10 protein-coding genes are annotated in these 14,528 nt (G+C 44.4%); 1 reads left to right on the top strand and 9 read right to left on the bottom strand.

The window, feature by feature from the left end:
* Window positions 1-36: 36 nt before the first annotated feature.
* Window positions 37-1,551 carry a mandelate racemase/muconate lactonizing enzyme family protein gene (locus AHMF7616_RS04895; RefSeq protein ID WP_115375470.1) on the bottom strand — a complete coding sequence of 505 codons (1,515 nt, stop codon included), beginning with the start codon at window positions 1,549-1,551 and terminating at the stop codon, window positions 37-39.
* Between the two features lie 696 nt (window positions 1,552-2,247).
* Between AHMF7616_RS04895 and AHMF7616_RS04890 the strand changes: the two genes are divergently transcribed.
* Complete coding sequence (locus tag AHMF7616_RS04890) at window positions 2,248-4,818, top strand: PAS domain-containing protein (RefSeq protein WP_115371864.1); 2,571 nt, start codon at window positions 2,248-2,250, stop codon at window positions 4,816-4,818.
* A gap of 266 nt (window positions 4,819-5,084) precedes the next feature.
* Here the strand turns inward: AHMF7616_RS04890 and AHMF7616_RS04885 are convergent, their stop codons facing one another.
* The 8 genes from AHMF7616_RS04885 to AHMF7616_RS04850 all read right to left on the bottom strand — a co-directional run bounded on the left by AHMF7616_RS04885 (window position 5,085) and on the right by AHMF7616_RS04850 (window position 14,438).
* Window positions 5,085-6,299 carry a sensor histidine kinase gene (locus AHMF7616_RS04885; protein ID WP_115371863.1) on the bottom strand — a complete coding sequence of 405 codons (1,215 nt, stop codon included), beginning with the start codon at window positions 6,297-6,299 and terminating at the stop codon, window positions 5,085-5,087.
* A gap of 310 nt (window positions 6,300-6,609) precedes the next feature.
* Window positions 6,610-7,542 (bottom strand): RraA family protein, encoded by a 933-nt coding sequence (locus AHMF7616_RS04880; RefSeq protein ID WP_115371862.1) that lies wholly within the window; start codon window positions 7,540-7,542, stop codon window positions 6,610-6,612.
* 182 nt (window positions 7,543-7,724) lie between these two features.
* The gene (locus AHMF7616_RS04875; protein ID WP_233507752.1) at window positions 7,725-8,594 is read right to left on the bottom strand and encodes an RraA family protein; all 870 of its coding nucleotides are present in this window, start codon (window positions 8,592-8,594) and stop codon (window positions 7,725-7,727) included.
* A 118-nt stretch (window positions 8,595-8,712) separates the two neighbouring features.
* Window positions 8,713-9,144 (bottom strand): nuclear transport factor 2 family protein, encoded by a 432-nt coding sequence (locus AHMF7616_RS04870; protein WP_115371860.1) that lies wholly within the window; start codon window positions 9,142-9,144, stop codon window positions 8,713-8,715.
* A gap of 67 nt (window positions 9,145-9,211) precedes the next feature.
* Window positions 9,212-10,273 (bottom strand): bile acid:sodium symporter family protein, encoded by a 1,062-nt coding sequence (locus AHMF7616_RS04865; RefSeq protein ID WP_115375469.1) that lies wholly within the window; start codon window positions 10,271-10,273, stop codon window positions 9,212-9,214.
* A 190-nt stretch (window positions 10,274-10,463) separates the two neighbouring features.
* Window positions 10,464-11,963, bottom strand: a complete 1,500-nt coding sequence (locus tag AHMF7616_RS04860; RefSeq protein ID WP_115371859.1) for a mandelate racemase/muconate lactonizing enzyme family protein — start codon at window positions 11,961-11,963, stop codon at window positions 10,464-10,466.
* Window positions 11,964-12,141: 178 nt separating this feature from the next.
* A complete protein-coding gene (locus AHMF7616_RS04855) occupies window positions 12,142-13,434 on the bottom strand; it encodes a mandelate racemase/muconate lactonizing enzyme family protein (protein WP_115371858.1) in 1,293 nt (430 codons plus the stop codon).
* 38 nt (window positions 13,435-13,472) lie between these two features.
* Complete coding sequence (locus AHMF7616_RS04850; RefSeq protein WP_115371857.1) at window positions 13,473-14,438, bottom strand: RraA family protein; 966 nt, start codon at window positions 14,436-14,438, stop codon at window positions 13,473-13,475.
* Window positions 14,439-14,528: the final 90 nt, after the last annotated feature.

Below are 14,528 nucleotides of genomic sequence, written 5' to 3'. Positions count from 1 at the left end.
TGTTTAGGAGTTTCTTTTTAAAATGTTAAACTCTTTTTAACTAAAAATCCGGTCATGGGAGCGTGTTTCGTTCCATTCGGGGGTGGGCCGGAAATAAGAGGTATCTTCTTTATGCAAGTGTTGTTTCACTACTTCGTCGTTTAATTCTACCCCTAAGCCTGGCGCATCTAAAGGCACATGAGCGTAGCCCTTGGTATACAAAGGTTGTTTGCCTACCATTTTTACTAAAGTAGGCCACCACGGATTATCTACTACCTGGTTGGGAACTTCCAGGGCTAGTACATTTTGCGTAGCCGCAGCGCTGTGCACGTTAGCCATAAAACAAATTGGCGTACCGGCAAAGTGCAGGCCCATGGCAATTCCTTTTTCTTCGGCGTAATCGCCAATTTTTTTGGTTTCCAGGATGCCGCCGGAACTTCCCATGTCGGGTTGCACAATATCCACGGCCCGTACATCACAGAGCTTCTGAAAGGTTTCTTTCAGGTAAATATCTTCGCCAGTCATGGTGGGCGTAGTAATGGCGTCGGTAATGGTTTTTAGCTGGTCGGTGCTGTCCCAGGGTACAAAATCTTCCAACGAGGCCATCCGGAACGGTTCCAGGGCCCGCGCCACCCGGATGCAATTATTTACGTCGAAGTGGCCCATGTGATCGGCGGATAAAGGAACTTCGTAGCCCACAATAGAACGAATAGTATCCACGTATTTTGCGAGTAAGTCCAGTCCTTTGTCAGTTACCTGAATAGCCGTGAAAGGATGCCGCGTACTCTGGTAAGAACCAAAACTCAGATCATCGGTACCGAAACCCGGAACAAATTTGGTATTAACGGTAGTGCCCAAAATACTACTGTACACTTGGATGCCCGGGTGCATTTTTAACCAGGTAAAGCCTTGTTCTTCCAGACGGTGTTTTATGTCGGCTTTAAACTTGGCTACATCCATATTGGTTACCGAGTGGCCGGGAACGTACGAATACAATCGAACCTTATCGCGGTAATGCCCGCCCAGCAGTTGCCAAACCGGTACGCCGTACGCTTTACCGGCTAAATCCCAGAGCGCCATTTCTACACCACTTACGCCACCGCCCAAGCGACCATGATTCCCGAATTGCTTTATCATTTTAAATAGCATTTCTACGTTGCAGGGATTCTGACCCAGCAGCCGGCTTTTCAGGAAAAGGGCATAACGCGCATCGCCCCCATCCCGAACCTCGCCTAACCCGTAAATACCTTGGTTGGTATCTATCCGGATTATTACGTTACGGGCATTGGTAAACGAGGTACCATTTGATACCGTGGCGTACCGCATATCGGTAATTTTTAATTCCGATGGGTTAGAGGCCCGGTTTACTTTAGCGGTACTCTGGGCCAACGTATCTTCCACGGACAGATTCAGGAAACTAGCTAAGGAGACACCGCCTAAAACTGATTTTTTTAAAAAATGGCGCCGGTCCGGTTTTGTTAACGGATTATTTATTTCGGTCTGATGAATTGCCTTTTGCTTTTCTTCAGTGGCTTTGTTGGCCATCATTATTTGTTGTAGCGTGTTCTTCATTAACTTATTCCTGTTTATAATTACAATAGCCAATAATCCTGAAAATTGAGTAGTGTCGTAAAAGTAAGGATGCTAAAATTAGGGAAAAGACAATAAGACGCAATATACGCCGAATAGATATCACCGAAGTTTTAAAATATAACCCATTGCCCTCCTTGCCGGTTTGTAAAAATAGATAAAAATGGAAAAACCCGGTAGGGTAAGCAGAATTATAAATGAGAAACTTGTAAAAGACAAGCAGTGGAAAGAAAGCCTTTGGTAGCATTAGCAGTAAAAGCGTTACCAAAGCACTTCCTTTTAGAGCGGCTCACTAGGCGAACCATCGCCCGGCTGTTACAAGCTTAATGATTCTCTTCCATAGATTTAAAAAATTCTGCTGGCTGTGGTACAAGTTTATTGTTCTTGGCTACAACTCGACTCAACAATTAAATGTTAAGATTGATTGATATAACGGCCATTTAAAACAGTTTTAAACTAAAAAAGTCTGGTTGCAGAGGTTAAAAGGTGAACCTAAAAAAAGTAAATTATGGAACAAATTTTTCAGGACACGTCATCCACCTATTTTTAAACTAAACCAATAAAAAATGTTAAGTATATTCTTCTTTTCAGCTGTATTGAAGCAAGTTCCGTAATACTATTCCAGAAAGGTAAGTACAATAATCCAACCTTTACTCCTTGGCCTATAAGTTGATTGGAATGTTTGATCTTAATACCGAGCCTCATCTCTTGTTGGCTGTTTTTAATTCTATGCCGGGAGCGTTTCTATTACTTTCCCGGGAGTTTAGCATTGAAGCCATTTCGGATGTTTATTTAGAAGCTACCCTGACTGAACGGAAAAACTTAATGGGGCGCTCTATCTTTGAAGCTTTTCCTGACAACCCGCAAACACCCGAAGCAAAAGGAGTATCTAATTTACGGGCTTCTTTAGAACAGGTATTAGCCACGGGTAAGCCCCACGAGATGGCCCGCCAGCACTACGATGTACCCGATCCGGAGAACGTTGGCCAATTTGTAGAGCGCCATTGGTTACCCCGCAATACGCCGGTACTCGATGCGCAAGGCCAGGTCCGGCACATCATTCACGCGGTTGTGAACGTCACGGGCCAGGTGCAAGCCGATAGATTGTTGCGGCAAAGTCAGATTCGGGAAGTAGCCGCCTGGAAGGCAGTGGAAAATCAGCGGGCGATCTTGCAACGCTTATTTGAACAAGCACCCGCCGCCATTAGCTTGTTCGAAGGACCGGAACAACGCATTTCGCTGGCTAATGCCATGATGTGTAATCTTTGGGGGCGTTCGCCCGGGCAAGTATTAGGCCGGTCCTTTAATGAAGCGCTTCCGGAGCTACAAGACCAGCATTTTAGTGAGCAGATTGCTACCGTTTTTCACACCCAGGTTCCTTTTGTGGGCACTGAAATTCCCGCGCAAATATTCCGCCAAGGACACTTAAAAACAGGTTATTTTAATTTAGTCTTCCAGCCTCTTTACAATGAACAAGGCCAAGTGCTGGGAGTATTGAATGTAGCAGTAGAAGTAACCGAGCAGGTAAATACCCGACACCAGGTCCAACAACTCAACGAGAAGTTACAGGTAATTAACGAAGAGCTGCTAGCCACTAATGAGGAAGTATTACGAACCCAGTGGGCGCTCCAAAGTCTCAACGAAGAACTGGAAGGACGTGTGGTTCAGCGGACGCAAGAAGTGCAAAAAGCTCAGGCCGAAGCCGAACGGCAGCGGCTCCGCTTAGAACGGTTGTTTATGCAGGCGCCCGCCGCTATTTGTATATTAGGGGGCGCGGACTTAGTTTATGAATTAGTTAATCCGGCTTACCAACAACTCTTTCCGGGTCGGCATCTACTTGGTTCTCCTATTTTGAAAGTGTTACCGGAAATCTCTGAGAATAAGGTTTATCGTACTTTTCAAGAAGTTTTTCGCACCGGAAAAACCCATAAAGAACAAGAACTGCTCATCCCTTTAGCCCGCCCGCAAGATGGCGTATGGGAAAAACGTTACTTCAACTTTATCCAGCAAGCCCGTAATGATTGGCAGGGGCGCATTGATGGGGTAGTGGTATTTGCCTTTGAAGTAACCGAGCAGGTGAAAGCCCGCCAAGCCAGCGAAGCTAGTACCCAACAACTACGCCTGATTACCGACGCCTTACCCGTACTTATTGGTTACCTGGATCAGGATGAGAAATACCAGTTTGCTAACCAGGCCTATGAGAGTTGGTTTAATCAAAAACCAGCGGATTTGCTGGGACATCCCGTGCGGGAAATAATAGGCGAAACGGCTTACCAGAGAGTAAAAGAATATATTGACCGGGCCTTAGCGGGAGAACGCCTAAACTTTGAAGCCTCTATGCCCTACCGGGAAGGCTTTACCAAGCATATCCGCACCAGTTATGTGCCCGATTGGCAAAATGGTCAAGTTGTCGGATTTTATACTTTAATAAACGATATTACCAATCAGGTAGCAGCTCGCCAATCCCTTGAAGCGAGTGAGAAACAGGCTACAGCCTTAGCCGAAAGTTTACTACTGGCGAACCAAGAATTACAACAAACTAACCAGGAGCTCCTGCGCGTAAACGTGGACCTGGATAACTTTATTTACACGGCCTCGCACGATTTAAAAGCCCCTATTCTTAATATTGAAGGTTTGATGGAAGCCTTGCGGGACCAATTACCACCCGCATCCATTCACGACAAATCTACGCAGTACACCATGCATTTAATTGTAGATTCGGTGCAACGCTTTAAGCGCACCATTGATCATTTAACCGAAATTACCAAGCTGCAGAAAGAGAATAGCCTGGAAGCCACCCCCATTGATTTAGCAACCCTGATTGCCGAGGTGCAACTAGATTTAACCCCGGATATTCAAGCCGCGCAGGCCAAAATAGAACTAGAAGTAGGCGCTTGCCCCAGCATCTACTTTTCCCCGAAGAACTTACGCAATATTATGTATAATCTACTTTCCAATGCGCTCAAGTACCGCTCTCCTACGCGAACATCCTGGATTAAAGTGCATTGTTCCCAAAAAGACGAATACCAGGTACTTTCTGTTTCGGATAATGGCTTGGGCATGGACTTATCCGGCAAACCAAAGCTCTTTAGCATGTTCCAGCGGCTGCACAATCACGTGGAAGGTTCCGGAATTGGCTTATACATGTTTAAAAGAATCATCGACAATGCGGGTGGTAAAATCCAGGTACAAAGTACGCTGGACGAAGGCTCCACTTTTCAGGTTTTCTTTCCGCGTAATAAGCAATAAGTTTTGCTGGAATACTTTGGAACATTACCTATTTTTAAAAAAATACCGTGACTAATATTGCTAGTGCTTTGCCAGTAGATGCGGATGGTACGGCCTATTATCTGAAGGAGCGTTTTTTAAAAATAAGCGGTTGCTGATTTAATGATTAAGCCCTAAACCGAAACAGCTTTACCGGGGATTCTGGAGCAGCATTTTCTCATTAGGTAACCGGCGTAATAATACCATTTATTCCCAAAGCAATTACGCAGATATTCTTGATAAGAAACTTAAAATATGATTGTAATGGTAGTGCCTTGATCTAAAATGCTATTTACCTGTATTTGCCCTTGGCCATCCTCCACCATCTTTTTAACGATATATAAACCCAGACCGCTTCCTTCTACATGGTTATGAAAGCGCTTGAATAAGGTAAATATTTTATCTTGTTGATCTGCGCGAATACCCAAGCCATTATCCGCCACGGTAAAATGAATCTTTCCTGCCACCTGCTTTAGACTTAACCGCACCAGCGGTGTTCTGACTGGGGAGCGATATTTAAGGGCATTATTTAAAAGATTATACAGGATGCTTTTAAAGTATTTTTTGGGATAATGCAGCGACAGGTTTTCTTCGCTACTTACCTCTATTTGGGCCCGTGATTCTTCCAGCAAATGTTGCAGATCCCATTTCACACTTTCTACCAGCTCTAAAAGGTGAATTTCTTCGGCTTTTTCCTCTCGCTTGCTCGTATCTGCTTCTATAATGGTGGTTAAATCCTGGATGGTGGTGTGAAAATTCTTTATAGAGGATTGCATCAGCTTAAGAATCTGGTTAATCTCTGCCCGATTCAAATTTTCTTGCCCCAGCGAGTAAGTGAGGGCTGCTACCAATCCTTCAATGTTGGTAATCGGGGATTTCAGGTCGTGGGCGGCCGTATAAACAATGGAGTCCAGGTCCTGATTAGCCTTCGTCAGGATAGTATTTTTATTTTGTAATTCTACCGTGGTGCAGTAACTCCGTTCCAGTAAGTCCTGACTTTGTAAATGAAAGGACAGCAGTTCGGCAAACATGGTAAAGGTGTCCACCACTTTCTTGTTGTTTAACGCTGCGGTTTTTGAATCAATGGCACAAAGGGTACCGAAAAAGGCGCCATTTTTTAAAATAATAGGAAAGGAGATGTAACTTTGCAACCCGTATAGCTGCGGCGTATGATGATGCTTATACTCCGGATCTTGCGCAACATTATCAATGATGATGGGCTGCCGGTGATCTCTTATTTCATTGCAAAGAGTAGTAGCAACAGGAAGCTCCCCGCCCGCTATTAAGCCAAATTGCACTTCATCCCGCACACTGCAGGCAATCCACTTATCCGGCGTAACCCGGGTCACGGCAGCAAAACCCATCCCGGTAATCTGGCAAATAATCTCCAGCATACTGGGTACAAAGGAAATTTGCCGGACTGCCTCCAAATCTTGCAATAAATTGTCGGATGTATGCATCATAAAGAATAAGCTAATTTACTAAAAACGACAACTTATAAGCCTAGGGTACTAGTTCGATTTTCAAAAGGATTTTTTTTATATTTTTTAATACTTAAAAACAGAATTCTTTAAGTATATAAAAAAACAGTTTTTTACATTAAAAAAAAACAGAATAACAAAGTTAGAGAATCTAGCACGTAATAAAAGAATCTTATAAGTTTAGTTAAATCGTACCGAGTTCCTTTTATTAAACTTTTAGTTGCTAGAATTACTCTAAAAAAGAAAAAAGCTGGAATTTACTCCAGCTTTTACAAAAAATTTAAAAAAAAGGCTACCAGGTTCTTTTGCTCATTACTTTGTCCACTTCCGCTTTGGTCATGGTGCCCATTTCGGGGTGCGTACCCAGCCACTTTAGAAAATCATTTTTTAACTGATCGTTCCACTGGCTATCAATCTGACCGGCTGAGTATTTGCCCGCTTTAATCATTTCAAAGCCAAATTTGTCTTTGCGGGTTACAAACTCACAGGTACTAATTACTTGTTCCGCTAAATGCGCCGGAATAAAAAGCACGCCTTCTCTTTTAGCAATTACTAAATCACCCGGCATCACCATGACGTTGCCCATCCGGATGGGGGTATTTAAACCCATAAGTACGCTGCCTTCTAAAAACGACGGGTGCCAATCGCGCACAAATGCGTTAAAGCCTTTTATGGTTTGAATTTCTTCCAGATCGCGGACGGCCGCGTTAAACACTACGCCGTTACCCGACTTATTAAAAATAGAATTAGCCAGTGTAGCGCCCATTAAAGTGCCGCCGTTAATTTTACCAAAACCATCGGCTACGTACACATCGCCTTTCGTTAACACATCGATGGGCCAGGAGTTAGAAGCCCCTTTGCGGCCTTGCACTTTCTGGCCCCGGTCCACGATACTTTTTTCTACATCGGGCCGGCTGGGCATAAATTGAGCCGTAACGGCCCGGCCTACTACCGGGGTTTCGTCGTTTACGGTTTTCCAGTTGCCTTCGTACTGGTTGGTATAACCCTCGTTTTTTAACACGGTCCAGGCATCGGCAATGCCCACTTTCTTGGCTCTTTCGAGTAAGCTTTCCGCCACTTTCGGGCGTCCATCCGGAAAGCGCTCTCCTTTCCACTCGGAAGTTAAAAAAGTAAGTTCTTCTTTCGAGATCGTTTGGGCGTATAATAATTGTGAGTCCATAATACCCACAACAGAAAGCAATAAAAAAGAAATTTTAAAATTCATTATAGATTTATCATTAAATGAAAGATTTGTATAAACAACTTGGTTAGTTAACGCAATCTAACAAAAGATTTTGCTAACTAACCAAGCGCAACTTTTATGGATTAAAAATTGAATTTATCTACCAGAAATTATTTTTTTTAAATTTAAGACAAGCTAATCCCGTTTACTTAACCGGAATATTATTAATGCCCTTTGGCTAAGTAAGCGTCAATGTCTTTTTTAGTAATAGCTAACTTCTTCGGATATTTACCCACCCAGGTTCTGAATTCATCTTTAATTTTATCGGACCAGTCGCCGTGAATTTCGCCGGACGGATATTTACCTTGGGTTAAAAGTACCCGCTCGAATTCGTCGCGCAACGCCGTCATTTCGGAAGCCGATACCAAGCCTTCTACTAAGTGCGCCGGAATAAATACCACGCCGTACTCGTTCGCAAACACCACATCGCCGGGGAAAACGGTTACTTCGCCAATCCGGATGGGGGCATTAATGGAAGAGGGCGTCATGTCTTTGATATACGACGGATCGTGGCCTTTTACCCAGGCGTTAAAACCTTTGGTGTCTTTTAATTCCTGCATGTCGCGTACGGAACCGTAGAAAATAACACCTTTGCCGGTTTTACCATAAATAGCGTTGCCTAAACTAGAGCCAATTAAAGTTCCGTCTTTTACTTTGCCAAAACCATCGGCCACGTAAATATCGCCTTTGGTTAAAACATCGATGGGCCAAATGTTAATACCGCCTTTTTGCGAACGGCCTTCGGCTTTGCCTTGCGCTCTTACCAAGCTATCCAGGTCCGGGCGGGTAGGCATAAACTGCGCGGTAACTACGCGGCCGGTCATGGTTTCGCCGGGTTTTAAGATAATCCAGTTTTTTTCGACCTGGTTGCGATATCCTTTGTTGCCTAAATAGCCCCAGATTTGCTCTAAAGTGGCATTTTGTAACCGGTCTAATACAATATCCGGCACCTTAGGGCGGCCATCCGGAAACCGTTCACCCTTCCAGTTAGAAGTTAAGGCTTTTACGGTTTCGGGAGTAGAACCTACCCGCATTTGGGCATTTGTTAAAAATCCGCTTAAAACGAGCGCGCCAATAAGAAATATCTTTTTATTCATTTTTTTTGTATTTTAAATTATCTGATGCAAAAACTTTTTAAGTATTTTTTAAAATTTACGGTACTCTGAAAGCTTGCCGGGCTAATAATTTCCATTGCCCTTTTTGTTTTTGCCACACCAATAAATTCCTAATTTTAATTTCTCCGGGGGTGCCATTATTCGTGATTTTGGCATTAAAAGCATGCCGCACCAGGGCCGTATTACCCGCCATCCGAATGGTTTGATCTTGTAAATCAATTAAATTAAACTTAATGGGGTCGTTGATTACACCATTCACAAAAGCTGCTTTGTCTTCTACTTTGCCGCTGGAGTGTCCGTAACTGAGCTCATCGGCTGTTATGGACTCCAGCAAATTTTTATCAGCGGTTATTAAAGCATTTTTAAACGTTTCGACTGCTGCTGTTACTTGCTTCTCTTCGGCAGTTTGAGCAAAACCGTTCCCGATAAACCCCAGCCAAAATAGACACAGTACCCCTATTTTTTTCATGTAAGTTTTTATTACTTCGTTTTTTAAATTTTAAATTTTTGCCGATTAAATGAGCGCGATCTACTCGTTACGATTTTACGGCCAACTCGCTAAATTCTTGATTGAGGGCTTCGTCCTTATCTACGGGTGGTTTGCGGTGCCAGTAAGAGGCCAGGATGGAACCGGTAATATTCATTAAAGGTCCGAAAACAGCCGGCGCCAGGCCAATGGTCGCGGCTTTGCCCATTTCTTTCGCCAAACCCGAGGCCAAGCCTCCGTTTTGCATACCTACTTCTATGGCAATGGTGCGGGCGTCGCGTTCTTTTAAGCCAAACAAACGGCCAATCCAGTAACCGAACATATAGCCGCCGGTGTTATGAATCAGCGCACACACAATTAAAGCCGGGCCAATAACAATCAGATTATCGCGGCCGGCGGCGGTAATAATGGTAATGATAAAAGCAATCCCGATCATGGAAACTAAAGGCATGGCTTTATCTAACCAATGGGCTTTTCCTTTAAAAAACTTATTAAACAACAAACCGCCCCCAATCGGAATAATTACCATTTTTACAATGTCCCACATCATGGCTAAAGCATCTACCTCCACAAACTGACCGCCTAAAATTTTCATCCACAGGGGGGTTAAGAAAGGGGCCAGTAAAGTAGCTACCGCGGTAAGCGTTACCGATAAAGCGAGATTGGCATTGGCCAGGTACGACATTACGTTGGAAGCCAAACCGCAGGGCATGCTGCCGATTAAAACAACGCCCGCCGCAATTTCCGGCGGAAAACCAAAAGCTTTGGCCAACGAAAATCCCAGGAGAGGCATTACCGTAAAATGGCCCACTAAGCCAATTAATACGGCCTTGGGCATTTTTAAAACGCCGGCAAAATCTTTCAATCCCATTTCGGTGCCCATGCCAAACATAATGATTTGAATAAGCGGGGTAATGAGGGTGGCAAACTTAAAGCCGTTAACTTCTACAAAATACTGCGGAAAATTAAGCGCCGTTGTTACGGCGGCAAAAATCATCATGGTGTAAGCAAAGCCTTTGGTAATGGCAAAGCCGCGGAAACCAATGCCTAAGGCTACAAATACTAAAATAAATACAGGCCCGGCTTGCGCGTTTTTGCCGCTAAAGATCATTACAAGAGCCACTACCAGGGCCAGTGCCGCTATTCCCAAGGCTACTTTATAAATGCTGTTCTGTTTCAAGGTATAAACTGTTAATCTTAATGGAAGATCAGGATGAACGCCTGTTGGGTAGTTCGCCCACGAGTAAAATTTTTAAAAATTAATAAAGCGGAAGGCAATGCTACCTTCCGCTTTAAGCTTATTAACTGAAAATCCGGTCGTGAGAACGTCTTTCGTCCCACTCTTTGGTTGGCGCAAAAAATGTTTTATCTCTTTGGTGCAAGTGCTGTTTTACTACTTCTTCGTTTAATTCAATGCCTAAGCCCGGTGCCGTAAGCGGTACAGTCGCGTAGCCTTTTGTAATTAATTTCCGGCCATCGGTAGTTTTCACTAAACTTTCCCACCAAGGTAAATCTACGGAGTGGTGTTCCAGCGCTAAAAAGTTTTGCGTAGCGGCGGCGCAATGCACGTTGGCCATAAAAGAAACCGGCGTACCAGCCTGGTGCATGGCCATGGCAATGCCATTTTCTTCGGCGTAATCGCCAATCCGCTTTGTTTCCAGCAGACCGCCGGAGGTTGCTAAGTCCGGGTGAATAATATCAACCGCTTTTTTATCAATGAGTGGTTTAAAGTATTTCAGTAAGAAGATATCTTCGCCGGTAGTGGTGGGGGTTTCAATCGCATCCGAGATGGTTTTCCACTGATCGGTGTATTCCCACGAAATAATATCTTCTAACCAGGCCAGCCGGTACTTTTCCAGCGCTTTCCCTAACCGGATACCGTTGTTATGATCGAAGTGGCCGTAATGGTCGGTAGACAGGGGAATATCGTAGCCCACCATGCTCCGCACATTTTCGGCAATTTTAGCCAGTTCTTCAAAGCCTTTATCGGTTATTTGGATTTGGGTGAATGGGTGCAAGGTATTGCCATAAGACATGTAATTGCTTTGATCGCCCCACTGCGCCAAGTTGCCCTGGGCATTTTCCCAGAACTTAGAGTTTACCACGGTGCCGGGTTTCCCTTTTAATTCGCCAATCGAAACGTCCATCTTCAGCCAAGTATACCCTTGATCCTGGGTCCGGAATTTAATTAATTTCGCTTGTTCTTCCGGCGAACCCGCTTCCGGCGTATCGGCATACAAGCGTACCTGGTCGCGGTAACGTCCTCCTAATAGTTGCCAGGCCGGTACGTTATACGCTTTACCGCACAAATCCCACAAAGCCATTTCCACGCCGCAAACGCCACCCGCCTGGCGGCTTTGCCCCCCAAATTGCTTGATGGCTTTAAATATCATTTCTACGTTGCAGGGGTTCATACCTAATATGCGGCTTTTCAGCATTAAGGCATAACGCGGATCGGCCCCATCCCGAACTTCACCTAAACCGTAAATTCCCTGGTTGGTATCAATCCGGATGATAGCGGTACCGCCCAACACACTCGTTAAGGCGTAGCGCATATCCGTAATTTTTAATTCGGAGGGTTTCGAAGCCCGGCTTACTTTGGAGGTAGTTTGGGCAATGGTATCTTCAAAAGACATTCCCATTAAAGCCCCTAACGAAATACCGCCTAAAGCTGATTTTTTTAAAAATGAACGGCGGCTGTCACTGGTTTGGGGATTATTTATTTCAGCCTGCATGGCTTCGGCCGTTTCTTTCTCCTGTTGTTTGTTTTGGGCAATAATCTTCTGTAAAATGCTTTTCATAAAGTTTAAGGTTATTTAGGAGTATTAGAAGTAAGAAGTTAATTGTTATTGGTTATCGGTTATTAGCATGAAATTTTTTAAAAGTAGCCTATTCAGGCAAAGTGTTGGGTAAACTAATCTGGTAGGTGTATTCAAAATTTAAAAAATTCTAAAGTTTAGGGTTTAAGCTGATAAGGCTTTACACAAAGAAAGGAATATCTTTCGGATGGTATTTCTTCATGCCTTCTTCGTTGATATCTACGCCAATACCTGGTTTATCTGAAACGGTAATAAAACCTTTTTCTACGAATGGTTTGTCGTATTTTACTACGTCCTTGTAAATCTGCTCCGTATCCATGTAAGTTTGCCACTCCAGAATATGGAAGTTTGGCACGGAGGCACAAACGTGGGCAGTTGCCATTGCCCCGATGAAGGAGGCTACCATGTGGGGAGAGAAAGGCACATAATACAAGTTGGCTAGGTTAGCAATGCGTTGGCCTTCGCCTAAACCGCCCGTTTTTTGTAAATCCGGCATGATAATATCCACGCCGCCATCGGCTAAAACCCGGGTGAAGCCATAAGCTAAATACATGTTTTCGCCGGCACAAATAGGGGTAGATGTACTTTTAGTAATTTCTTTATAAACATCCATGTTATCGGCCGGTATGGGCTCTTCTAAAAACATCAGGTTTAAAGGCTCCATCAGTTTAGCCACTCGATGGCCGGTTGTGGCATCATAACGGCCGTGCATGTCCACGCAAATATCAATTTTTGGTCCTACTGCCTTCCGAACCGCGGCAATAGAATTATACATGCGGTCTAACTCGGCCGGGTTGGCGGTCCAGTTGTAGCGGTCATATTTGTTCGGGTCGTTGCCTTCATCAATATCAAACTTAACGGCCGTATAACCTTTGTCAACGGCACCTTTCGCCGATTTGGCGTAATCATCGGGCGTTGGGTTACGAGCGGTATATAAGGCGGTATCGCAATAAACCCGCACTTTATCCCGAAATTTACCGCCTAGTAATTGGTACACCGGTACGCCTAACGCTTTGCCCGTAACATCCCAAAGAGCGGTTTCAATAGCTCCCATTACGGCTACATAAACCCCCGATTGGGCGCCCCCAAAAAAAGCACCTTTCCGCAAATCTTCCTGGATACGATTAGGATTTAAGGGGTTTTGGCCTTTTAAGCGGTTGCCCATTTGTTTTACCATATAGTAGGTTCCATCTACGGCATCTACCCCTTGTCCCCAACCCACAATGCCTTGGTTAGTCGAAACCTTTACAATTAAATCATGGCCCCCTTTGATAAAACCACAGGTTACATCGGTAATTTTCAGATCAGCCGGAGCCGAAGCGTGGGTCGTTCTTTCTTTAGCTCCAATTAAACCGGTACCGGCCGAAGCCAAGGCCGGAGCACCCAAAAGACTCGCAGCGCCCGCTAATGAAAGCTTCCCTATAAAGGAACGGCGATTTTGTTTATATGACATATTTGTTTAATTTATTTGCTAGGTGTTTTGGTTAAAGTTTAATTGACATTATTGACACTACTGGCCGCTATTATTTCCTCGACTTGCGCTTTGGCTACCGGTAATTTTAATTTTTTATCTTTCACGCTGGCTTTTAACCAATCCAGGTAATCTTTCTGAATAGCAGCCGGCCAACTCGCATCCATTTGGCCGGCCGTATATTTACCTTCGGCGGTGCGAATATGGGCAAACATATCTTCCAGGCGGGTTTTTTCGGATGCTTTCACTACTCTTTCGGCCAAATGCGGCGGAATAAAGATAACGACTCCTTCTTTGCCCAAAACCACATCGCCCGGCATAACCGTTACCTGACGAATACGAACGGGTTTGTTAATGCCCATGATCATGGTATTTAAATCGTTGCGCGGGTTATGATAAGATGGAGAGTAACTCGTTACATAGGAGGTAAACCGGCCCATCTCTTTTAAACCTTCAATATCCCGGATGGCTCCGTCGTACACAATGCCATTACCAGATCTTCGGTAAATATCGGCGGCTACGCGGTCGCCGATGGTGGGGCCATTTTTGTGCAAGCCAAATTGATCAGCCACATATACATCGCCTTTTTGCAATTGCTCCACCCCCCACACGTTTTGGTTACGGCGGCCTTCTTTTTTACCGCGTTCGTCGATAACTTTCCACATATCCGGGCGATAAGGCATAAAGGTGGTGGTAAATGCCCGGCCCACCAGTACACTGTCCGGGTTGATTCTAACGGGCCAATCTTCCGCTAATTGGTAATTGAATTGGGCACCTCCCATCGTCGCCCAGGCTTCTTCCATACTTACCGCTTTCATGCGTTTCAGAATATCATCCGGAACTTTTGGCCGCCCATCCGGAAAACGATCCCCTTTCCACTCCGGGGTCAGAAAAACTAACTCTTCTTTGGATATTTGCTGCGCTTGTATGTTGGAAAAAGGAATAAAAAAGGAAGATAAGAGTAGTAAGGTAAATACTTTTTTCATTTGACAGAGAAACAAATCGCGGAAATAAGGGCTGCTGAAGAGCAGTAAGGTATTAGTTTAATTTTGTAGATAATATGATCTTTAGCCGTA

This window comes from Adhaeribacter pallidiroseus, from assembly GCF_003340495.1.
GTDB classification, from domain to species: domain Bacteria; phylum Bacteroidota; class Bacteroidia; order Cytophagales; family Hymenobacteraceae; genus Adhaeribacter; species Adhaeribacter pallidiroseus.
Note: the sequence above shows the minus strand (reverse complement) of the source record. Positions and strands in the feature narration are given on the sequence as shown.

Bases quoted from the DNA above. Each gene is read 5' to 3' on its own strand.
- AHMF7616_RS04850 (WP_115371857.1), bottom strand. From the start codon at position 14,438: ATGAAAAAAGTATTTACCTTACTACTCTTATCTTCCTTTTTTATTCCT.
- AHMF7616_RS04860 (WP_115371859.1), bottom strand. From the start codon at position 11,963: ATGAAAAGCATTTTACAGAAGATTATTGCCCAAAACAAACAACAGGAG.
- AHMF7616_RS04895 (WP_115375470.1), bottom strand. From the start codon at position 1,551: ATGAAGAACACGCTACAACAAATAATGATGGCCAACAAAGCCACTGAA.
- AHMF7616_RS04855 (WP_115371858.1), bottom strand. From the start codon at position 13,434: ATGTCATATAAACAAAATCGCCGTTCCTTTATAGGGAAGCTTTCATTA.
- AHMF7616_RS04870 (WP_115371860.1), bottom strand. From the start codon at position 9,144: ATGAAAAAAATAGGGGTACTGTGTCTATTTTGGCTGGGGTTTATCGGG.
- AHMF7616_RS04865 (WP_115375469.1), bottom strand. From the start codon at position 10,273: ATGATCTTTAGCGGCAAAAACGCGCAAGCCGGGCCTGTATTTATTTTA.
- AHMF7616_RS04875 (WP_233507752.1), bottom strand. From the start codon at position 8,594: ATGCGGGTAGGTTCTACTCCCGAAACCGTAAAAGCCTTAACTTCTAAC.
- AHMF7616_RS04885 (WP_115371863.1), bottom strand. From the start codon at position 6,299: ATGATGCATACATCCGACAATTTATTGCAAGATTTGGAGGCAGTCCGG.
- AHMF7616_RS04890 (WP_115371864.1), top strand. From the start codon at position 2,248: ATGTTTGATCTTAATACCGAGCCTCATCTCTTGTTGGCTGTTTTTAAT.
- AHMF7616_RS04880 (WP_115371862.1), bottom strand. From the start codon at position 7,542: ATGAATTTTAAAATTTCTTTTTTATTGCTTTCTGTTGTGGGTATTATG.